The following is a 21,203-nucleotide window of genomic DNA, read 5'->3' on the forward strand; positions in this document are numbered from 1 at the left end:
GGAAATAATCTATGTCGACCACTTCGCATCCCAAAGGGCTCTATCTGCTTTTTGTGACCGAAATGTGGGAGCGCTTCAGCTATTACGGCATGCGCGCCATTTTCGTGCTGTTCATGATCAAGGCTCTGATGTTCGACAAGGCTCACGCCGCCGACATCTACGGCACTTATACCGGCCTGGTCTACCTGACTCCGCTGATCGGCGGCTATATCGCCGACCGCTACTGGGGCAACCGCCGTTCCATCCTGGTGGGCGGCGTGCTGATGGCCATTGGCCAGTTCATGCTGTTCTTCTCCGGATCGCTGCACGACAGCAATGTGCAAAGCGCCTCCTGGCTGCTGTACGGCGGCCTGGGCATGCTGATTGCCGGCAACGGCCTGTTCAAGCCGAACATTTCCTCGATGGTGGGCCAGCTCTACCCTGAGGGCGACAAGCGCGTCGACTCCGCCTTCACCATCTTCTACATGGGCATCAACGCCGGCTCGCTGATCGCGCCGCTGGTCTGCGGCACCCTGGGCGACACCGGCCACCCGGCCGACTTCAAATGGGGCTTCATGGCCGCCGGCTTCGGCATGCTGCTGAGCCTGGTCGTGTTCTCGCTGTTCAAGAACAAATACCTGGTGACCCCGGAAGGCAAGCCCATCGGCATGGCGCCCAAGCGCCACCACGACAGCGGCGAAAAAGTGGTTCACGCCCCGCTGACCCGCATAGAAAAAGAGCGCCTGGCGGTGATCCTGATCGTGTCCGCCTTCGTGATCTTCTTCTGGTCCGCCTTTGAGCAAGCCGGCGCCTCGCTGACCTTCTTCGCCGAAGAGCAGACCAACCGCAACCTGCTCGGCTTCACCGTGCCGGCCTCCTACTTCCAGTCCATCAACCCGATTTCGGTGGTAATCTTCGCGCCCATCTTCGCCCTCATCTGGACCAAGCTGGGCCACAACAACCGCGAGCCGAACTCCCCGGTGAAAATGGCGCTGGGCCTGTTCTTCCTGGCGCTGGGCTATCTGGTGATCGCCTTCGGCGTGGAAGGCCTGGAACCGGGCGTCAAGGTCAGCATGCTGTGGCTGGTCAGCCTGTACGTGCTGCACACCTTCGGCGAACTGTGCCTGTCCCCGATCGGCCTGTCCCTGGTGGTGAAACTGTCCCCGGCCCGCTTCACCGGTCTGATGATGGGCATCTGGTTCCTGTCCAACGCCGCCGCCAACAAGTTCGCCGGCACCCTGTCTGAACTGTACCCGGACCCGAGCAAGCCGGTGCCGCACTTCCTCGGCTACGCCATCAGCAATCTGCACGACTTCTTCATGCTGTTCGTGGCCATGGCCGGCGTCAGCTCGCTGGTGCTGTTCGCGCTGTCCTACAAACTGAAGAAAATGATGCACGGCCTGCAATAAGGCCAAGCGTCGCCGGCCGGGCTCCCAGCCCGGCCCCGCAAGCAGCCGGCGAACGCCGGCTTTTTTTGCGCCGTCCCCGGCCAACACAGACCGGAGAAAAGGCTTTATCATACGGGGCTTCCAGATTCCGGCCCTTATTCGCCGCCGCGCCCGCGCGCGCCGACGGCCCTCCACCCCGAATGAAAAGATCAAGTCTCTCCTGGCAGCAAGGCGCCGTCGCCGTCCTGCTGCTGCTATTGCTGCTCCGCCTCGCCGGCATGTGGGCGATTCCGCTCACCGACACCACCGAGGCGCGCTACGGCGAAATCGCCCGCAAGATGCTGGAAACCGGCAACTGGGTGACCCTGTGGCACGATTACGGCATTCCGTTCTGGGCCAAACCGCCGCTGTCCAGCTGGCTGTCCGCCGCCGGCATGGGCCTGTTCGGCGTCAATGAAATCGCCGCGCGCCTGCCCTCGCTGTTGCTGGCCGTCGCCACCCTGGGCCTCAGCGCCCACCTGATGCGCCGCCGCAGCGGCGGAGACGCCGCCATGGCCGCCGCGCTGATCCTGGCCAGCGGTCTGCTCTTCCTCGGCGCCGCCGGCACGGTGATGACCGATCCGGCGCTGCTCTTCTGCGTGACCCTGAGCCAGGTCGCCTTCTGGCACGCTCTGGCGCGCGACAGCCGCCGCTGGGGCTATGTCTTCTTTGTCGGCCTGGGACTCGGCCTGTTGGCCAAGGGCCCGCTGGCCGTGGTGCTGGTGGGCATGCCCATCTTCTTCTGGGTCTTGCTGCGCAATCAATGGCTGGCGCTGTGGCGCAAGCTGCCGTGGATCGGCGGCGTCTTGCTGATGTTCGCCGTCGCCGCGCCCTGGTACGCGCTGGCGGAACAACGCACCCCGGGCTTCCTCGATTACTTCATCATGGGCGAACACGTCAGCCGCTTCCTGGATTCCGGCTGGAAAGGCGACAAATACGGCTTCGCCCACGCCACGCCGCGCGGCATGATCTGGCTGTACGCGCTGGGCGCCATCTTTCCCTGGTCCGTCGCCATGCTGGCCTGGCTGGTCCGCCACGGCGCCAAGCTGCCGCGGCTCTGCCGCGACGACGACGGCTGGCTGCTTTATCTCTCGCTGTGGACGCTGATGACGCTGCTGTTCTTCACGATGTCCGGCAACATCATCTTCCCCTACTCCCTGCCCATGCTGCCGGGCTGCGCGCTGCTGTTCGCCGAACTGTGGCGTCGCGCGCGCGCCGACGACGCGAAGCGCAGCGCGCTGCCCTGGATCGCCGCGATCGGCGGCGTGGTGCTGTTGGCGCTGCTGGCCTTCAACCACTACGACGGCAATCGCTACCTGCGCACCCAGAAACAGGTGATCGCCGCTTGGCGCGCGCAAAACCCGAGCGCGGACAGCGCCTTGGTCTATTGGGCCGGCCGCCGCGAATTCTCCGCCGAGTTCTACTCCCACGGCCGCGCGCGCACCACGCAGGACCCGCAGCAACTGCGCGCCTGGCTGGCGGGCAAACCCGGCAGCTTCATCGTGGCCGACGAAAACGAGCTGGCGCGGCTGCCGGCCGACATCCGCGCCCGCTTCGCGCCGCTGGGCCGCTTCCAGGTCATGAACGACACCATGCTGCTGCTCGGCGACGCCCCGCGCGCGCGGCAAGCCCACCACGAGGACGCTCAGCATGACTGAGGCTTTTGTGCCGCCCTATCTATTGGCCCAACGCGCCAAGGAGCGCCCGGCCGATCCGCTGGTCAGCTGCGTGGTGCCGGCCTACAACGAATCCGCCAACATCGTGCCGATGCTGCAAACCCTGCATCAGTTGCTCGCCGACGCCGGCTACCGACACGAGCTGGTGGTGGTGGACGACGGCAGCCGCGACGACACCGTGGAACAGGTGCTGACCCACGCCGCCGGTCTGCCGGTGACGCTGATCCAGCTGTCCCGCAACTTCGGCAAGGAGATCGCGCTCACCGCCGGCGTCGACCACGTCCAGGGCGACGTGGCCGTGCTGATAGACAGCGATTTCCAGCATCCGCCGGAAATGGTGCCGGTGTTCCTGCAGGAATGGCGCCAAGGCTACGACATGGTCTACAGCGTGCGCAGCAGCCGCGAGGACGAGCCGCTGGCCAAGCGCCTGTTCACCCGAGCCTTCTACCAGCTGGCCAATAGCGGCAGCCGCCACAAGATGCCGGCCGACACCCAGGACTTCCGCGTGCTGGACCGCTGCGTGGTGGAAGCGCTGCGCCAGATGCCGGAGCGCAACCGCTTCATGAAGGGCTTGTACCACTGGGTGGGCTTCACCCAGCGCCCGATGCCGACCCAGACCCGCGAGCGCCGCGCCGGCCAGAGCAGCTTCAACTACCGCCGGCTGCTGGACCTGGGCATCACCGGCCTCACCGCCTTCTCCAATATGCCGCTGCGCATCTGGACCGTGGTCGGCTGCCTGATTTCGCTATGCTCCATCGGCTACGCCGCCTGGGAGCTGACCCACACCCTGCTGTTCGGCAACCCAGTCAGCGGCTGGCCCACGCTGGCGGTGGCGATCAGCTTCCTCGGCGGCGTGCAACTGCTGTCCATCGGCATACTGGGCGAATACGTGGGCCGTATTTTCGACGAGGTCAAACAGCGCCCCACCTATCTGGTCAGCCGCATCAGCGGCCGCGGGCGGCCGGACGCCGGAGACGCAGGGGAATGAGCCGGGAGCTGTTCTGGTTCGGCGTGGTCGGCGTATCCGCCATGCTGGTGCATTTCGGCGTGGTGGCCTGGCTGCTGGTGCCGCTGGGCATGGCGCCGCTGCAAGCCAATGTGCTGGGCTTTCTGATCGCTTTCCAGGTCAGCTACTGGGGCCACCGGCTGCAAACCTTCCAAGCCGCCCACATCCCCCACCGCCAGGCCTTGCCGCGCTTCTTCGGCGTCGCCTGCCTGAGCTTTCTCGTCAACGAGGCGATGTACGGCCTGCTGCTGCGCTTCACCCCGCTGAATTATCGCGCCGCCCTGTTGCTGGTGCTCGTCGTCGTCGCGGCGCTGACCTTCGCGCTCAGCAAGCTATGGGCCTTCCGTGAGCCGCCGTCGACACAGAAACTACACAGAAGCCCTTAATTTTCAGCACAAAGGGATATAAAACTTTACCCGCTTGTCGCGGTCACACTCCCATGACAAAACGACTGACACTCTGCGCCGACGACTTCGCCCAGTCCGACGCCATCAGCGCCGGCATTCTGGAACTGCTGGCCGCCGGCCGCCTGTCCGCCACCAGCGTGATGAGCCAGGCGCCCAGCTGGGCCAGCCGCGCTGCCGAGCTAAAAACCTTCGACGGCAAAGCCGACATCGGCCTGCATTTCAATTTGACTCACCCCTTTGGCGAGCAGGCGCGTCCCTTATCGCATTGGCTGATGAAGAGTCAATTGCGCCAGCTGTCGCGCCCGACGCTGCGCGATGCCGCGGTTCTGCAAATCGATCTGTTCTGCCAGCATTTCGGCCGGCTGCCGGACTTCATCGACGGCCACCAGCATGTGCATGCGCTGCCGGTGGTCCGCGACGCCTTGTTCGAAGCCGTCGCGCTGCGCTGGCAAGGCCGGCCGCTGCCCTATCTGCGCGCGCCCGACCGCCTCGGCCATCCCGGCGACAACCGGCTCAAGGCGCTGGTGCTGCGCAGCGTCAGCACCGGTTTCGACGACGGCGCTCGCGAACTGGGCTTCAGCACCACGCCCTGGTTCGGCGGCATGTACTCGCTGACGCCGCAAGCCGACTTCGCCGGCCTGATGCAGCAATGGCTGGCCCGCACGCCGGACCGCGGGCTGATCATGTGCCACCCCGGCCACCCGGCTCAAGACAAGGAAGACCCGATCGCCGCGACGCGGGACAAGGAATTCCGCTTCCTCTCCAGCCAGGCCTTCGTCGAACTCTGCGGACAATACGGCGTGGAATTGGCTCGCTTCGACCAGGCCGCGCCCGCTCCCGCGCCGATGGCGGCCTGAAAGCCGGACCCCGGCCCAGCCTAGCCGCTCACGCCGCCGGCCAGCCCAAATCCCAGGGTTGGCCCAAGTCCCGCAACGCCGCGAGGCAGGTCTCGGACAAGAAGGCCTCGCCTCGGCTCGGCGGGCAGACAAAGCGGAAACTTTCGCCCTCCAGTTCGAAGCGCAGCGCATAGGCGTGCAGATAGCCGCGATCCGCCGGCGTTCCGCCGTATAGCAGATCCCCCAGTATCGGCGCGGACTGCGACTTCAAGGCCACCCTCAGCTGATGGGTCTTGCCGCTGCGCGGCCGCAGCAGGAACAAGCGCAGACCCGGCTGCAGCGAATAGCTGAAGAACTGCGTCACCGCCGGGTTCTGCTGGCTGTTCAGCAAGCGCCAGGCGCCGCCTCGGCCCTTGGCCATATCGCCGGCCACCTTGCCCTGTTTCTTGCCCGGCTTGCGGTCCGACAAGGCCAGATAATATTTCTCTATCTCTCGCCCGGCGAAGGCTTCGCCCAGCCGCGCCGCCGTCTCGGCCGAGCGCGCCACCAGGATCAGGCCGGAGGTGATGCGGTCCAGCCGGTGCACCGGCCACAGCGCCTCGTCGCTCAAGCCGGCGCGCAAGGCCTCCATCAGGCCGGCCTCCTCGCCCTCGCGGTGGAAGCTGACGCCGGGCGCCTTGTCCACCAGATAAAAGCGGGGATCGCTATGCAATAGAGTGAACGCCGCCTCAGGCATCGGCGCCGTCCTGCTTGGAGGCCTGGCGCATGCGCTGTTCGGTTTCCATCCTCATCTTCTTGCGGATTTCGGCGTCGCGGAAACGGTGTTGCTGCTCCGTCGTTTCCAGCGTCAGCGGCGGTACCGGCACCGCCTTGCCGTTTTCGAACGCCACCATGGTGAAATAGCAGCTATTGGTGTGGCGCACCGTGCGCTTCTGAATATCCTCGGCCACCACCTTGATGCCCACCTCCATCGAGGTGCGGCCCACATGATTGACGCAGGCGAGAAAAGTCACCAGTTCGCCCACGTGGATGGCCTGCTTGAACAGCACCTGATCCACCGACAAGGTCACCACGTAACAGCCGGCGTAACGGCTGGCGCAGGCGTAAGCCACCTGGTCCAGCAGCTTCAACAGCACCCCGCCGTGGACATTGCCGGAAAAATTGGCCATGTCCGGCGTCATCAACACCGACATCACCAGTTCGCGCTGGCTCGCCTGATCCACCTGTTGCCCCATGCCATACTCCCAAAAGCGGACCTCGCCCGACGCCGGCCGGCGTGGTCCCGCAAAGATTCGAAACCGCGTATTCTGCGCCCTTAAGCTTGTTTTAAACAGTTTTTAGCGGAATTTCCGCCCCTGTCGCCGCCGCAACAGCTTTTGGACAAAAACCCCGCATAGCGGCTAAACTGGAAATATCAAGCTAAGACGATGAATTCATGAGCATTTCCGGGATATCCAGCTACGGCGGCTATGGCGGCTACGCCTTGCAAGCCAGCCATGGCGCCAACTGCCAGTGCCCGGCCTGCCAGCAAAACCTGGCCAGCGCCGCGGCGCCGGCGGCGCTTGCCTCTGCGCCCGGAAACAGCGCGGCCGATCCTAGCGCCGCCGATCAAAAAGAGCCAGCCCGGCCCAATGCCACGCTAGGCGCCGACGGCAAGCCCCTGGACGAGCCGCAGCAAAAACAAGTGGAAGCGCTCAAGGCGAGAGACAGCGAAGTGCGCCAGCATGAGCAAGCCCATCTGACCAGCGGCGGCGCGCTGGCCGGCAGCGGCGCCACCTACACTTATCAGCAAGGCCCGGACGGCAAGCAATACGCGATAGGCGGCGAGGTGGGCATCCGCCTGGCTCGGGGCAGCACGCCGCAGGAAACCATCTCCAACGCCCAAACCGTGCAAAGGGCCGCGCTGGCGCCGGCCGCCCCCTCCGGCCAGGATCGCGCGGTGGCCGCGGCGGCCGCGCAGATGGAACAGCAGGCCCGCATCGAGCTGATGCAGCAACAGGCCGGCAAGCAAGGGATGAGTCCGCTGCAGGCGCGCCAACACGTCAACAGCCCCGAGCGGCAAGGCCCGGGGCTGGGGTCCAACATCGATACCTACGCCTGAGAACCTGTTCAAAATCCGCTGCGCTTCGGCGATACGGCGTTGAACAGGCCCTGAGAACCAGGCGTCGTTTCTATCACTCCGCCTTGCGCACGCCGCGCGCCAGCCTCAGGCCGTTGGCGATCACCACCAGACTGGTGCCCACGTCGGCGAACACCGCCATCCACAAGCTGGCCATGCCCAGCATCGCCAACACGAAGAACACCAGCTTGGTGAGCAGGGCCACCGCGATATTCACCTTCAACACCCGCGAGGTGCGCCGCGCGTGGCTGAGCATATCGGCCAGCTTGGCCAGCTTGTCGTCCATCAGCGCCACGCCGGCGGTTTCCAGCGCGCTGTCGGAGCCTGCCGCGCCCATGGCGATGCCCAGATCGGCGCGGGCCAGCGCCGGCGCGTCGTTGACGCCGTCGCCCACCATCGCCACCGTCTTGCCGGAGGCCTGCAAGCGGACAATGCGTTCCAGCTTGTCTTCCGGCAGCAAGCCGCCGTGCGCCTCGACGATGCCGGTCTGCGCCGCCACCGCCTGCGCCACCTGCTGGTTGTCGCCGCTCAACATCACGGTCGCCACGCCCAGCTTGGCCAATTGCCGCAAAGCCGCCGGCGCTTCCGGACGAATCCGGTCGGCCACCGCGATCACGCCCAGCGCGCGCTCGCCCTCCAGCAACACCAGCGCGCCCTGGCCGGCCAGCTCCAGCCGCGACAGCTCGGCTTGCAAGGCCTCGTTCAAAGCGCCCTGCTCCCGCGCCAGCCGGCTGCTGCCCAAGGCCAGCTTCCTGCCGTCCGCCAGGCCGCTGACGCCGCGCCCGGCCTGTTCGCTGACTTGCTCCGCCTCCGGCCAGGACAGGCCGCGGGCGCTAGCCGCCGCCAGCACCGCCTTGGCCAGCGGGTGGGTGGAATGCGCGTCCAGGGCCGCGGCCCAGCGCAGCAGCTGATCCTGATCCGCGTCGGCCAGCGCCACCACCTCGGTCACCTGCGGTTCGCCCTCGGTCAAGGTGCCGGTCTTGTCGAAACACACCGCGTCTATCCTGGCCGCCGTTTCCAGCGGCGCGCCGCCCTTGATCAGCAAACCGTGCTTGGCGGCGGAGGCCAGCGCGCTGACCACGGTCACCGGCGTGGCGATCACCAGCGCGCACGGGCAGGCGATCACCAGCATCACCAGCGCGTTGTAAACCGCCTCGCCCCAGCTCAGCCAGCCCAGCAAGGGCGTGGCCACGGCGAACAACAGCGCGGCGACCAGCACCACCGGGGTGTAGATCTCGGCGAAGCGGTCGATGAAGCGCTGCGTCGGCGCCTTGCTGGCCTGGGCGTTGCGCACGGTGTCGATGATGCGCGCCAGCACGCTGCCGTTGGCCGCCGCCGTGGTCAGCACTTCCACCACGCCGCTGCCGTTGATGCTGCCGGCGAACACCGCGTCGCCCGGCGATTTGTCCACCGGCAGGCTCTCGCCGGTGATCGGCGCCTCGTTGAAGGCGCTATGGCCCTGGTCGATGCGGCCGTCCAGCGGCACCCGTTCGCCCGGACGCACCCGCACTCGGCTGCCCGGCGCCACTTCGGCGGCCGGACGCTCCACCCATTCCCCGCCGCTTTGCAACCAGGCGGTTTCCGGCGCCAGCGACATCAAGGCCTTCACCGCCTCGCCGGCGCGCGCCAGCGACATCGCCTCCAGGCGCTCGGCGATGGCGAACAGGAACAGCACCATCGCCGCCTCCGGCCACTGGCCGATCAGCATCGCGCCTATCACCGCCACCGACATCAGGAAATGGATGTTGAGCGTGCGCGTGGACAAGGCGATCCAGCCCTTTTTCAAGGTGGGAATGCCGCCCAGCAGGATGGAGGCCAGGGCCAGCGCCGCGCTGCCCCAGCCCTGATCCGCGCCGCTGAGCCAGGCCACGCCTTCCGAACCCGCCGCAGCCAAACCGGACAAGGCCAGCAGCCAATTGCCGCGGCGCGAGGATTTGGGCTGCTCTACCGGCGCCGAGGCGTCCGTCAGCTCCACCGCCTTCATGCCCACCTTGGCGATGGCCTGTTTGACTCCGTCCAGATTGGGCAGATCGTGACGCACCAGCAGCACGCGTTCGATGAAGTTGAACTCCAGCGCGGCCACCCCCGTCATACCGCCCAGGGCTTTTTCAATCAGCTTGGCCTCGGTCGGGCAGTCCATCGCCTGGATGTGCAAGCGCGCCTGCTGCCGGCCGCCCTCGCCCAAGGACACCGCGCGCGGCGCTTCCGCGCCGTGGTCGTGGCCCGAGCAGGCCTTGCCCGCAGCGTCGTGGCTGTGATCGTGATCATGCGCGGCGGCGGGCCGTTGGGCCGGCATCGCCGCCTCCAGTTTATGGCCGCAGCAATCGTCCGCCGGGCGCGGATCGGGCTTGCCCTCTCCGCCGCGGCAAGAAGCATGGCCGGCATGCGGAGCAAGCTTGTTTCGCCTTCTTTGCGCTGGATGGAACATGGTGGCCTCCCTTGATCGGATTGATATAGCTTCATTGCAAACCCTATAGTCGCTACAAGGTCAAGCTTTTTTGCTAAAATATCCTCACCCGGCGGCACATCGTCGCCATCGCCCAACGGGGCGTCTTGCGGGAGAACTGAGATGCTGATTGGAGAACTGGCGCGCCAGACCGGCTGCGAAGTGGAAACCATCCGTTATTACGAGCGCGAAGGCCTGCTGTCCGCGCCGCTGCGCAGCGCCTCCGGCTACCGTCGCTACAACGCCGAGCAATTGGGCGAACTGAATTTCATCCTGCACTGCCGCTCGCTGGGCATGTCGCTGGCCGACATCCGCCAGCTGGCCGCGTTCAAGGCCGACTCCTCGCTGGCCTGCGACGACATCAATCAATTGATAGACCGCCAGGTGAGCAAGGTCCATCAGCAAGTGGAAAGCCTGCGCCTGCTGGAGCAACAGCTGCTGGCGCTGCGCGACCGCTGCCACGACCATCACACCGTGGCGGAATGCGGCATTCTGCAAACCCTGGTGGAAGCGTCTGAAGGCGAGCCCTGCGTCTGCCACACGCCCTTCGGCCAGGACCCGCACCCCCATCACCCTTCAGTGGAGAAGCAATGACCCGTTTGTTCAAGCCCGCCACCGCCGCCGCGACCCTGATCGCGCTGGCTCTGTCCGCCTGCACCACCAACCCGCAAACCGGCCAGACCGAGATCAGCAAGACCGCTCTCTACGGCCTGGGCGGCGCGGCGGCCTGCGGCCTGGTGGGCGCGCTGACCCATGGCGGCAAAGGCGCCCGCAATTCGGCGCTGGCCTGCGGCGCGATCGGCGCCGGCATCGGCGGCTATATGGATTACCAGGAAAAACAATTGCGCGAGAAGCTGAAGAACAGCCAGATCGCCGTCGAGCGCATCGGCGACCAGCTCAAGCTGTCCCTGCCCGACAACATCACCTTCCCCACCAATGGCTACCAGTTGAACGCCAGGGCGCAAAAACCGCTGGGCGACATCGCCGGCGTGCTGGTGCAGTTCCCGGACACCTCGATCACCGTGGCCGGCCACACCGACAGCAGCGGCGCCGCCGCCTACAATCAGACCTTGTCGGAAAAGCGCGCCCAATCGGTGACCGAATACCTGCAAGGCCAGGGCGTCAACTCGGTGCGGGTGCGCACCATGGGTTACGGCGCGGCCCAGCCGGTGGCCAGCAACGCCAGCGACAGCGGCAAGGCGCGCAACCGCCGCGTGGAGATCATGATCACCCCGCAGCAAATGGGCTGAACGATCTTGATGCCCAACCCGGCTCCGGCCGGGTTTTTTATCGTCCATGCGCAGGGGAATAGGCAAAAAAAGGGGCCGACCCACTGGGTCGGCCCTAACAACGCTCGTTTGGGGAGATGAGGAGAAACCACCGCACGCCACCCCACGGGAATGCGGGTCACAACAAGTACACACACAAACTACAACAACAAACCTATCAGCGGCGCGGCGAACACCGTCGCCAAACCGCCCAGCATCATGGTCAGGCTGGCCACCACGCCTTCTTCGGCGCCCAGCTCGCTGGCCTTGGCGGTGCCGGCCGCGTGGGCGGCGGCGCCGAACAGGGCCCCGCGCGCCAGGCTGGAGCGCAGCGGCATCCAGGCCAGCATCACTTCGCCCAGCAACATGCCGCACACCCCGGTCATCACCACGAACACCGCGGTCAGATCCGGCGAGGCGCCGATGCCGGAGGCCGTGGCCAGGGCGAACGGGGTGCTGATCGAACGCGGCGCCAGGCTGCGCTGCAAGAGCTCGGACAAGCCCAGCAGGCGCGCCAGCCAGATCGAGCTGAACACCGCCACCGGCATGCCCACCAGCACGCCGCAGCTCAGCGACAGCCAGTGACGGCGTATCATCGCCCGGTGCTCGTAGATCGGCACCGCGAAGGCCACCGTGGCCGGGCCCAGCATCCAGGTCAGCCAGCGGGTGTCTTCGAAATACACCCGGTACGGCACCTTGGCCAGGACCACCAGCGCAATCACCAACAGCGGCACCGCCAGAATCGGGGCGCTCCACCAATTGCGCTTTTTCAGATAAAACTTTTTGACCAGTCCGTACAAGACAACGGTAATCAACAAACTGGCCAGTGCGATTTCATGCTCCATGCGTCTTCACCTGTTTCTGGCGGCCATGCCAGCGCAGGGCCACTTCCAAGCGGTAACATTTATCCACCACCCAGGAGGTCGCCGCCATCACCAGCAAGGTGGACAGCACGATCACCGCCACGATCCGCAGCCCGGCGGCCATGATCACGTCCGGGTACTGGATCACCGCCACCACGGCGGGGATGAAGAACAACAACATTTCGGCCAGCAACCAGCGGGCGCCGCTGCGGCACCAATCCAGCGGCAACCAGCCCAGCCAGAGCGCCGCCAGCACCAGGAACATCCCCAGCACGCCGGCAGGCACCACAGGCAGGAAATGGCTGCTCAACTGGCTGGCCGCTATCCACACCACGCTCAGCAAGGCCACCTGACCAACGGTCAGCGCCACTTGCTTGAATGCGGGAAGGTTCGGGTTTGCCATGATTGAGCCACTACACAACACAGGGAGTGTTTCGAGTATAGAGCGCCGGCATGCATTCAAAAAATGAATTAAAATTATTTCACGCATTCCAATCTGGAATACATGATCCGGACAAGCACACATGGACATCCGCGCGCTGCGCTATTTCATCGAGGTGGTCAAACGCCAAAGCTTCACCAAGGCGGCCGAAGCCCTCTATGTGACCCAGCCCACCATCAGCAAGATGGTGCGCCAGCTGGAGGAGGAGCTGGGCTGCCCGCTGATCTTGCGCGAAGGCCGCAGCTTCCGCCTCACCGACGCCGGCCGGGCCACTTACGAGCGCGGCCTGGACGTGCTGTCGGCGATGAACCAGTTGAAAACCGAGCTGTCCGACTTGTCTGCGCTCAAGCGCGGCGAACTGGTGGTTGGCCTGCCGCCCATGGTGGGCGTGGCCTTCTTCGCGCCGGTGGTCAGCAGCTTCCGTCAACGCTATCCGCAGATCGAACTGAAGATGGTGGAAGACGGCGCGCTGGCCATCGAGAGCAGCGTGCGCAGCGGCGAACTGGAAATCGGCGTGGCGGTGCTGCCGGTGGACAATCAGGCTTTCGATCAATTCGCCGTGGTGCGCGATCCGCTGTGCCTGGTGGCGCCGGCCGGCTCGGAGTGGCGGGGCCAGAGCGTGGTGAGGCTGGAACAGATCGCCGGCCAGCCCTTCGTGCTCTACCCGCAGGATTTCACGCTGGCGCGCCGGGTCAGCGACGCCTTCCGCGAGCTGGGCCGCCCGCTGCACGTGGTGGGACGCAGCGCGCACTGGGACTTCATCGTGGAACTGGTCTCCGCCCATATGGGCGTCACCCTGCTGCCGCGCTCCATCGTGGAACGGCTGGACCGCGCCGCCTACGACGTGATTCCGCTGGCCGAACCCAAGCTGGTCTGGCATCTGGCGCTGATCTGGCAAAAGAACGGATACTTGTCGCACGCCGCGCGCGCCTGGCTGGCGGTGACGCGCGATGTGCTGGGCGGTTTGGAATAAAGCCAGTCAACCCTAGGAAAACCGAATATGAAACGATATCTGAGCATCGCCCTGTTCGCCCTGCTGCTAAGCGGCTGCGCAGCGCTGAACTATCAGAAACCGCAGATCAGCATCGCCGACGTCAAGCCCGGCAAGACCACGCTGTTCGAGCAAAGCTTCGAAGTCAGCCTGCGGGTCAGCAATCCCAATAATCTGGCCTTGAACGCCAAGGGCATGACGCTGGAGCTGAACGTGGCCGGAGAAAAGCTGGCCACCGGGCTCAGCAATCAAGCCATCGCGGTGCCGGCGCTGGGCGAAGGCATGGTCACCCTGCAATTGCACACCTCGCTGGCCGGCTGGCTGAAACAGATCGGCAAGGCGATGGAGGCCGGCAACGGCGGCAAGCTGGAATACCAGCTGAACGGCACGCTGGAGGACCTGAACGGCATGGGCCGGGTGCCGTTCCGCAGCAAGGGGGAATGGAAGCTGCCCGGCCAATAAGAGCCGGTTACGATCCGCGGCGCGAGCCGGCGAGATCGTGAACATGCTCTACATGTCCGCAGCCCCGCCGTCCGGCGGGGCCGGAACTCACTGCCGCGGCACCGCCACGCAGTTGTTGCCGTCGAAGCTGACGGTCTCCACCAGCTGGCTCTTGGGATTGACCACGAAATTGGTGGTGCAGCTGTAATGGGTGGAACCGCCGCCTATCATGCCGGTGTTGACCCAGCGTCCCGGCGTTTCTATGGTCTTGGTCTGGCCGTTCTCGTTGTAAGTCACCTTGGCGCCCGGCTCGTACACGCGGTTCTCGCGCAGCGGCTCGCGCTGGGTGAATTCCTTGCTGTAGGTGTAGAGCATGTTGCCGTTCGGCATCTTCAGGGTTTTCTGCGGCGCGCCCCACTCCGCCAGCAATTGATTCACATCGCGCCCCTGCCAGTAATACGCCTTCTGCGCATAGCCTTCCTGGGTCGGAAAGGTGCCGCAGGCGGTCAGCAGCAGCGCCGACATCATCATCAGTCTTTTCATCCGAAATCCTTCAATCCCCGTTTCACTATCCATAGCATAACAAAACGCCGGCCCCTGAACGGAGCCGGCGTTGTATGACTGACCATGCGAAAGCGCGAGAGTTTCCTTACGCGGACAATCGCTGAGTCGGTTTAGAGCCGGAAGCGGTTGAAGGTGCTCTGCATGCCGCGGGCCAGGTCGTTCAAGGAGCCCAGGGTCTGCATCGCCGATTGCAGCGCGGAGTCGGAATCGATGATCTGGTTGTTGATCGACTCGGTGCTCTGCGCCATCGCCGTGGTGGCGTTGTGCTGCTCGCTGGTGGACAGGGCCACGTCGCCGATCTTGTCCACCACCTGCTGCATCGCCTCGCTGATCGCGGTCAGGCGCGCGCGCGCCTGGGCGGTCAGGTCCACGCTGTTGTCCACCGCGCCGACGGTGCTGTTCATGTTCTGCACCGCCTTGCCGGTTTCGCCCAGAATGTTTTCCACCATCTGGCTGATTTCCACCGTGGCCTGGCCGGTGCGCTCGGCCAGCTTGCGCACTTCGTCGGCCACCACGGCGAAGCCGCGGCCCTGCTCGCCGGCGCGCGCGGCTTCGATCGCCGCGTTCAAGGCCAGCAGATTGGTCTGGTCGGCGATGTCGCGGATCACATTGGTGATCTTGGAGATTTCCTGCGAACGCTGCTCCAAGGACGCCAGCAGGCCGGACAGTTCGCCCACCGATTCGCTGGTGCGCGACATCTCGCTGCTGATGCGCTGCATATCGTTGGCGCTCTCGCGCGAATGCTCGCCGGTATTGCGCGCCAGGCTGTCGGTCTCGCGGGTGGCGTCGGCGATGTGGGAGATGCTCACCGTCACTTCTTCGATCGCCGCGGCGTTGGAGCTGGAGATGTCCGCCAACACGTGGGAATCGTCGGCCAGACGCTTCACCGCGCCGCTGACTTCGATCACGCCCTGGGTCAGTTGCCCGGCTTCGTCGCGCAGTTCGCGGAACATGCCGTTCAACCGCTGCACGAACTGGTTGAAGGCCTGCGCGGTCTGCGCCACCTCGTCTTCGCCGGCCACTTCGATGCGACGGGTCAGATCGCCTTCGCCCTGGGAGATTTCGCGCATCGCGTCGCGCACCTGGAACAGGCCCTTGAGCAGGCGGCCCAGATAGGCGGAGCTGAAGGTCAGCATCACCGCCAGCACGATGGCGACGGCGCCGGCGATCAGCCAGATGATGCCGTTGACCTGGGAGGAGATCACGTCTTCGTCCGCGGCCACGCCCATCACCCAGTCGGAGCCGGCGATCGGACGCAAGGCTACCATATAAGCGCCGCCGTCAATGTCCACGCTCTTGGCCTGGTCGCTTTGCAACAGGCTGGCGAAGGCGGCTTCGTCCAAGGCAGGAATCACGCTGCCGATGGGCTTGAGCTCATTGCCCGGCTTGGGATAGGCGATGATCTTGCCCTGCTTGGTCAGCAGGAAGGCATGGCCCTTGCCGGCCAGCTTGATGTCCAGCACCGACTTGACCAGCTTGTCGATCAGGATGTCGCCGCCCACCACGATCTCCTGGCCCTTGACCTTGTCGGCGATGGTGATCACCAGCTTGTCCTTGGTTTCCGGCTCGGAATCCTTGTAGGGATCGGTGACGATCAGGCCGTCCTGGGCCTTGGACTGCTGGAACCAGGGACGCTGGGCCGGCTGGTAGTCGGCGCTGGGCTTGGGACGCCCCGGCACCGAGTACTTCATGTCGCCGGTGACGCCGTTGCCGGCGTAGATCACATTGAAGCCGCCGCCCTTGGCCAGCTGCTGCAGATAGTAGCTGACCTGAGCGTCGTCGGCGTGGCTGAGGCTGGCGCTGATCAGATTCTTGCGGACCGACAGCCATTCGGACACGAAGCCGCCCTGTAGCTGGGCGACCTGGTTGATCTCGCGCTCGGCCTCTTGGTAGGCATGGGAACGGATATTCAGGCAGGCGGTGATGGTGATGCTGAGCGTGGCGACCAGAATGGACACCGCTGTCAGCAGCGTGAGCTTGTGACGGATGGAGCGCATGATAAGCCGTTGCTGATAAAAGCGTTATTATCCGTCATACGAGATGTCATGCATTGTTAAAAATAACAATGTCTTTAAATATTTGCGCATGTTTTAAATCAAATTACCAGCTCAATCATGCATTTCAAATACTCGTAACGCCTGCGAAGCTTATCTTGCCGACGCTTGCGTCACAAAATGTCGACAATTTGCCCTAACCACGACAATTTCACCCCAATTTGAGCGATACTTGCGCCTGGGCGCGGCCACGGCAATGGGCGGCGCCCGGTTATTAGACAGAAAGGGGCCAAGATGAGTAAAAGCGGCGAACGGTCGCAAACCTTTCAGAACATCGTTGACGCCAGCTTGCAGCTGTTCAATCAGGAGGGCGAGCGCGTCATCACCACCAACCATATCGCCGAGCGGATGAATATCAGCACCGGCAAGCTCTACTATCACTTCCGCAACAAGGAAGAGATCATCAGCGAGCTCTACCAGCGCTACGTCAAGGGCATGGCCGAGCAGCTGTCCGCCGCGCTCCGGCACAGCAACTCGATAGAGGCGATGGTGGGGGCGATGGAAAAAACGCTGCGGCACATCTGGAGCTTCCGCTTCCTGCCCAAGAGCATGCCCAGCCTGTACTACCTGCACCCGGAACTGGCGGAAAACCACCAGCAGCTGTCGCGCGGCCAATTGGCCGGCAAGCTGGCCCAGCTGTTCTCACGGCTGCGCGAAGAGGGCGTGCTGCTGGGCGACGACAAGCAGTTGGCGCACCTGGTCCAGCACTTTCAGATGGTGCAGACCGGCTGGGTGACCACGCTCAAGCACTCCGCCACGCCCAGCGAGCTGGAGCGCATGGTGAAAGACGGCTGTCGCAGCCTGCTCTATCTTCTGACGCCTTACGTCGATCCGCGCTACCGGCCGCCGTTCGACCGCGTCTGCGCGCGCTACGCCTGAACGGCGAGGCATAAAAAAACACCCCTGGCTGGCCAGGGGTGTTTTGTTTGCGGCTTGCTTGTAAGCGCTTAGATCATGCCCTTGCTTTTCAGCAGTTCAAACATGGTCTTGCCGATTTCCGCCGGGCTGCGGGTGTAGGCGATGCCGGCCTTCTCGAAGGCCTTGAACTTCTCTTCCGCCGTGCCCTTGCCGCCGGAGATGATGGCGCCCGCGTGGCCCATGCGCTTGCCCTTGGGAGCGGTCACGCCGGCGATGTAGCCGACCACCGGCTTGGTCACGTAGGACTTGGCGAACTCGGCCGCCTCTTCCTCGGCGGAACCGCCGATTTCGCCGATCATCACGATGGCGTCGGTGTCCGGATCATCCTGGAACAGCTTCAGCGCGTCGATGTGGCTGGTGCCCGGGATCGGGTCGCCGCCGATGCCGATGCAAGTGGACTGGCCCAGGCCCAGAGCGGTGGTTTGCGCCACGGCTTCATAGGTCAGGGTGCCGGAACGGGACACGATGCCGATGCGGCCCGGGTTGTGGATGTGCCACGGCATGATGCCGATCTTGCACTCGCCCGGGGTGATGATGCCGGGGCAGTTCGGGCCGATCAGGCGGATGCCGGCTTCGTCCACGGCCTTCTTCACGTAGAGCATGTCCAGGGTGGGCACGCCTTCGGTGATGCAGACGATCAGCTTCACGCCGCTGTCGATGGCTTCCAGGATGGAGTCCTTGGCGAAGGCTGCGGGCACGTAGATCACCGAGGCGTCGGCCTGGGTCTGACGCACGGCGTCCTTCATGGTGTTGAACACCGGCAGGCCCAGATGCTCGGAACCGCCCTTGCCCGGGGTTACGCCGCCTACGACCTTGGTGCCCACTTTCAGCGCCTGCTCGGCGTGGAAAGTGCCGTTCTTGCCGGTGAAGCCTTGCACCAGCACTTTGGTGTCTTTGTTTACCAATACGCTCATTTTGTATTCCTCAGCTCAGTGCGGGTCTCAGGCAGCGGCCTTGACGGCGGCGACGATCTTCTCGGCAGCGTCGTTCAGACCCTGGGCGGAAGTCAGTTTCAGACCGGAATCGTCCAGGATCTTGGCGCCCAGTTCGGCGTTGTTGCCTTCCAGACGCACTACGACCGGCACGGTCACGTTCACTTCCTTCACCGCGGCGATGATGGCTTCGGCGATCATGTCGCAACGCACGATGCCGCCGAAGATGTTGATCAGCACGCCCTGTACCGAAGTGTCGGCCAGGATCAGCTTGAACGCCTCGATCACGCGCTCCTTGGTGGCGCCGCCGCCCACGTCCAGGAAGTTGGCCGGCTGGCCGCCCTTCAGCTTGATGATGTCCATGGTGGCCATCGCCAGGCCGGCGCCGTTCACCATGCAGCCGATATTGCCTTCCAGCGCCACATAGTTCAAATCGAACTCGGAAGCCTTCACTTCGCGTTCGTTTTCCTGGCTCTTGTCGCGTTGCGCCAGCAGTTCCGGGTGACGGTACAGGGCGTTGGAGTCCAGGTTGATCTTGCCGTCCACGCAGGCCAGCTGGCCGTTTTCGCGCAGCGCCAGCGGGTTCACTTCGAACAGGGCGAAGTCGTTTTCAACAAAGGCCTTGTAAGAACCCAGCATCAGCTTGGTGAAGGCGGCAACCTGCTCGCCCTTCAGTTCCAGCGCGAAAGCGGCGTCGCGGGCCTGGAACGGCTGCATGCCCACCAGCGGATCAACCTCGATCTTGATGATCTTTTCCGGGGTTTCCTCGGCGACCTTCTCGATTTCCACGCCGCCTTCGGTGGACACCATGAACACCACGCGCTGGCTGCCGCGGTCAACCACGGCGCCCAGGTAGAGCTCGCGCTGCACCGGGTACATGTCTTCGCACACCAGCACGCTGTTCACCGGCTGGCCGGCGGCGTCGGTCTGGTAGGTCACCAGATTCTTGCCGATCAGGCCCTTGGCCACTTCGGCGGCTTCTTCGCGGCTTTTCACCACTTTCACGCCACCGGCCTTGCCGCGGCCGCCGGCATGCACCTGGGCCTTGACGACGGCGAATTTGCCGCCCAGTTTGTCATAAGCGGCAGCGGCTTCTTCCGGCGTGGCGGCCAGAATGCCCTGTTGCACCGGCAGGCCGTATTTGGCCAGCAGCTCTTTCGCTTGGTATTCGTGCAGGTTCATCTATGGTTTCCTTTCGGAGAAATGGATGGCGGGCTGAAACCGACGCCCCTATTTCTTTGAGTCGCTTGTAAACCTTGAATGTATCTGGCGCGCGGCGCTTACCCCCCAGGCTAAACGCCGCCGCCGCATACTCCGTCAACCGGCCCCCGAGGAGGCCGTTTTGCCGGGCCGTGCGCGATTGTACACGACCCGGCCAACGCTTAGCCGTGCAAAGCGCGCTTGTCGGCGGCCAGCGCCGCTTCGTGTATCACTTCCGACAAGGACGGGTGGGCGTGGACAATGCGCGCCAGGTCTTCGCTGGCGGCCTTGAACTCCATCGACACCACGCCTTCGCTGACCAGCTCGGACACCATCGGGCCTATCATGTGCAGGCCCAGGATGCGGTCGGTCTTGGCGCAGGCCAGGATCTTGACCGTGCCTTGCGCTTGGCCCAGGCCCAACGCGCGGCCGTTGGCGCCGAAACCGGAAGTGCCCTTCTTGTACTCTACGCCCTCGGCTTTGAGCTGTTCCTCGGTCTTGCCGACCCAGGCGATCTCCGGAGAAGTGTAGATCACCCACGGAATCACGCCGAAGTCCACGTGCGGCTTCTGGCCGGCGATGCGCTCGGCCACGGCCACGCCCTCTTCCGACGCCTTGTGCGCCAGCATCGGGCCGCGCACCACGTCGCCGATCGCCCAGACATTGGGCAGATTGGTGTGGCAATGGTCGTCCACCGCCACAAAGCCGCGCTCGTCCAGCTGCAGACCCACCGCATCGGCGCCCAGGCCCTGGGTGTTGGGCACGCGGCCGATGGAGACGATCAGCTTGTCGAACTCGGCCTTGACCGCTTCGCCGTTCAGTTCGTAATTGACGGTGACGCTCTTCTTGCCGGCCTTCACTTCGCCGATTTTGACGCCCAGCTTGATGTCGAGGCCGGTGTCCTTGGTCAGGGTCTTGAAGGCTTCCTTGGCGATCTGCTGGTCGGCCGCGGCGAGGAAGGTCGGCATCGCTTCCAGGATGGTGACTTCCGCGCCCAGACGCTTCCAGACCGAGCCCATTTCCAGGCCGATCACGCCGGCGCCGATCACGCCCAGGCGCTTGGGCACGTCCGTCAGCGCCAACGCGCCTTCATTGTCCAGCACCAGCTTGTTGTCGGTGGCCAGGCCCGGCAGCGCGCGCGGGCTGGAACCGGTGGCCACGATCACGTGGCCGGCTTCCAGAGTGTCCACCACCTTGCCGCCGTCGCTGACCTCGATCACCCATTTCTCGCCCTGGCGGCCCTTGAAGGCGGCCAGACCGTGGATGTTGGCGACCTTGTTCTTTTTGAACAGGAAGCTGATGCCGGCGGCGTTCTTGCTGATGATGTCGGTCTTGCGCGAAATCATCTGCGCCACGTCCATCTTGGCGCCGGAGACGCTGATGCCGTGCTTGGCGAAATCGTGCTGTACCGCGTGGAAGTTTTCAGACGACTGCAACAGCGCCTTGGACGGGATGCAACCGACGTTCAGGCAGGTGCCGCCCAGCGACGCCTTGCCTTCCGGGTTCTTGAACGCGTCCACGCAGGCGGTGTTGAAGCCCAGCTGGGCGGCGCGGATGGCGGCCACATAGCCGCCGGGGCCGCCGCCGATCACCACTACATCAAACGATTGGCTCATCTTGTTTTCCTTTGTCGG

21 protein-coding genes are annotated in these 21,203 nt (G+C 64.6%); 11 read left to right on the top strand and 10 right to left on the bottom strand.

What is annotated here, in order from left to right; genetic code table 11:
* Positions 1–11 precede the first annotated feature (11 nt).
* From ACODSD_RS05675 to ACODSD_RS05695, 5 genes are all read left to right on the top strand, one after another.
* The gene (locus ACODSD_RS05675) at positions 12–1,388 is read left to right on the top strand and encodes a peptide MFS transporter (protein ID WP_107798187.1); all 1,377 of its coding nucleotides are present in this window, start codon (positions 12–14) and stop codon (positions 1,386–1,388) included.
* 179 nt (positions 1,389–1,567) lie between these two features.
* On the top strand, positions 1,568–3,064 hold the full coding sequence (locus tag ACODSD_RS05680; protein WP_488876949.1) for an ArnT family glycosyltransferase: 1,497 nt from the start codon (positions 1,568–1,570) through the stop codon (positions 3,062–3,064).
* Entirely contained in the window at positions 3,057–4,070 is a 1,014-nt protein-coding gene (locus ACODSD_RS05685; protein WP_107798185.1) for a glycosyltransferase family 2 protein, read from the top strand. Before ACODSD_RS05680 ends, ACODSD_RS05685 begins: the two co-directional genes overlap by 8 nt.
* Positions 4,067–4,474, top strand: coding sequence for a GtrA family protein (locus ACODSD_RS05690; RefSeq protein ID WP_488876950.1), 408 nt, complete (start codon positions 4,067–4,069; stop codon positions 4,472–4,474). The genes ACODSD_RS05685 and ACODSD_RS05690 overlap by 4 nt, the downstream gene beginning before the upstream one ends.
* 53 nt (positions 4,475–4,527) lie before the next feature.
* A complete protein-coding gene (locus ACODSD_RS05695; RefSeq protein ID WP_488876951.1) occupies positions 4,528–5,352 on the top strand; it encodes a ChbG/HpnK family deacetylase in 825 nt (274 codons plus the stop codon).
* Positions 5,353–5,380: 28 nt separating this feature from the next.
* Here the strand turns inward: ACODSD_RS05695 and ACODSD_RS05700 are convergent, their stop codons facing one another.
* Positions 5,381–6,067 carry a TIGR01621 family pseudouridine synthase gene (locus ACODSD_RS05700; RefSeq protein ID WP_235084340.1) on the bottom strand — a complete coding sequence of 229 codons (687 nt, stop codon included), beginning with the start codon at positions 6,065–6,067 and terminating at the stop codon, positions 5,381–5,383.
* The gene (locus tag ACODSD_RS05705) at positions 6,060–6,566 is read right to left on the bottom strand and encodes an acyl-CoA thioesterase (protein ID WP_199225795.1); all 507 of its coding nucleotides are present in this window, start codon (positions 6,564–6,566) and stop codon (positions 6,060–6,062) included. The genes ACODSD_RS05700 and ACODSD_RS05705 overlap by 8 nt, the downstream gene beginning before the upstream one ends.
* A 200-nt stretch (positions 6,567–6,766) precedes the next feature.
* On the opposite strand from ACODSD_RS05705, the gene ACODSD_RS05710 reads away from it, so the two are divergent.
* Positions 6,767–7,432, top strand: a complete 666-nt coding sequence (locus ACODSD_RS05710; RefSeq protein WP_488876952.1) for a putative metalloprotease CJM1_0395 family protein — start codon at positions 6,767–6,769, stop codon at positions 7,430–7,432.
* A 73-nt stretch (positions 7,433–7,505) separates the two neighbouring features.
* Here ACODSD_RS05710 and ACODSD_RS05715 read toward each other — a convergent pair whose 3' ends face one another.
* The gene (locus ACODSD_RS05715; RefSeq protein WP_227106987.1) at positions 7,506–9,746 is read right to left on the bottom strand and encodes a heavy metal translocating P-type ATPase; all 2,241 of its coding nucleotides are present in this window, start codon (positions 9,744–9,746) and stop codon (positions 7,506–7,508) included.
* A gap of 273 nt (positions 9,747–10,019) precedes the next feature.
* On the opposite strand from ACODSD_RS05715, the gene ACODSD_RS05720 reads away from it, so the two are divergent.
* Positions 10,020–10,490: a Cd(II)/Pb(II)-responsive transcriptional regulator gene (locus ACODSD_RS05720; protein WP_107798179.1), complete on the top strand. Its 471-nt coding sequence runs from the start codon at positions 10,020–10,022 to the stop codon at positions 10,488–10,490.
* Positions 10,487–11,146, top strand: a complete 660-nt coding sequence (locus tag ACODSD_RS05725) for a YiaD family glycine zipper/OmpA-like lipoprotein (protein ID WP_107798178.1) — start codon at positions 10,487–10,489, stop codon at positions 11,144–11,146. The genes ACODSD_RS05720 and ACODSD_RS05725 overlap by 4 nt, the downstream gene beginning before the upstream one ends.
* A 179-nt stretch (positions 11,147–11,325) precedes the next feature.
* Here the strand turns inward: ACODSD_RS05725 and ACODSD_RS05730 are convergent, their stop codons facing one another.
* Positions 11,326–12,009, bottom strand: coding sequence for an LrgB family protein (locus tag ACODSD_RS05730; protein ID WP_048415644.1), 684 nt, complete (start codon positions 12,007–12,009; stop codon positions 11,326–11,328).
* Positions 11,999–12,430, bottom strand: coding sequence for a CidA/LrgA family protein (locus tag ACODSD_RS05735; RefSeq protein WP_107798177.1), 432 nt, complete (start codon positions 12,428–12,430; stop codon positions 11,999–12,001). Before ACODSD_RS05735 ends, ACODSD_RS05730 begins: the two co-directional genes overlap by 11 nt.
* A gap of 121 nt (positions 12,431–12,551) precedes the next feature.
* Here ACODSD_RS05735 and ACODSD_RS05740 point away from each other — a divergent pair, with 121 nt between their 5' ends.
* The gene (locus ACODSD_RS05740; RefSeq protein ID WP_107798176.1) at positions 12,552–13,442 is read left to right on the top strand and encodes a LysR family transcriptional regulator; all 891 of its coding nucleotides are present in this window, start codon (positions 12,552–12,554) and stop codon (positions 13,440–13,442) included.
* Positions 13,443–13,469: 27 nt separating this feature from the next.
* A complete protein-coding gene (locus ACODSD_RS05745) occupies positions 13,470–13,922 on the top strand; it encodes an LEA/WHy family protein (protein ID WP_107798175.1) in 453 nt (150 codons plus the stop codon).
* Between the two features lie 87 nt (positions 13,923–14,009).
* Here ACODSD_RS05745 and ACODSD_RS05750 read toward each other — a convergent pair whose 3' ends face one another.
* Both ACODSD_RS05750 and ACODSD_RS05755 read right to left on the bottom strand, forming a co-directional pair.
* Positions 14,010–14,444: a hypothetical protein gene (locus ACODSD_RS05750; protein ID WP_227106984.1), complete on the bottom strand. Its 435-nt coding sequence runs from the start codon at positions 14,442–14,444 to the stop codon at positions 14,010–14,012.
* A gap of 131 nt (positions 14,445–14,575) precedes the next feature.
* Entirely contained in the window at positions 14,576–16,462 is a 1,887-nt protein-coding gene (locus ACODSD_RS05755; RefSeq protein ID WP_107798173.1) for a methyl-accepting chemotaxis protein, read from the bottom strand.
* A 291-nt stretch (positions 16,463–16,753) separates the two neighbouring features.
* Here ACODSD_RS05755 and ACODSD_RS05760 point away from each other — a divergent pair, with 291 nt between their 5' ends.
* Positions 16,754–17,398, top strand: coding sequence for a TetR/AcrR family transcriptional regulator (locus ACODSD_RS05760; RefSeq protein ID WP_081544319.1), 645 nt, complete (start codon positions 16,754–16,756; stop codon positions 17,396–17,398).
* Between the two features lie 68 nt (positions 17,399–17,466).
* On the opposite strand, the gene sucD is transcribed toward ACODSD_RS05760, so the two are convergent.
* The 3 genes from sucD to lpdA all read right to left on the bottom strand — a co-directional run bounded on the left by sucD (position 17,467) and on the right by lpdA (position 21,185).
* Positions 17,467–18,351 carry a succinate--CoA ligase subunit alpha gene (sucD, locus tag ACODSD_RS05765; RefSeq protein ID WP_043592732.1) on the bottom strand — a complete coding sequence of 295 codons (885 nt, stop codon included), beginning with the start codon at positions 18,349–18,351 and terminating at the stop codon, positions 17,467–17,469.
* A gap of 27 nt (positions 18,352–18,378) precedes the next feature.
* A complete protein-coding gene (gene sucC / locus ACODSD_RS05770; RefSeq protein ID WP_048411387.1) occupies positions 18,379–19,551 on the bottom strand; it encodes an ADP-forming succinate--CoA ligase subunit beta in 1,173 nt (390 codons plus the stop codon).
* Between the two features lie 200 nt (positions 19,552–19,751).
* The gene (gene lpdA / locus ACODSD_RS05775; protein ID WP_235084350.1) at positions 19,752–21,185 is read right to left on the bottom strand and encodes a dihydrolipoyl dehydrogenase; all 1,434 of its coding nucleotides are present in this window, start codon (positions 21,183–21,185) and stop codon (positions 19,752–19,754) included.
* Between the last annotated feature and the right edge of the window lie 18 nt (positions 21,186–21,203).

The sequence above is a fragment of the Chromobacterium sp. FG22 genome (assembly GCF_057809415.1).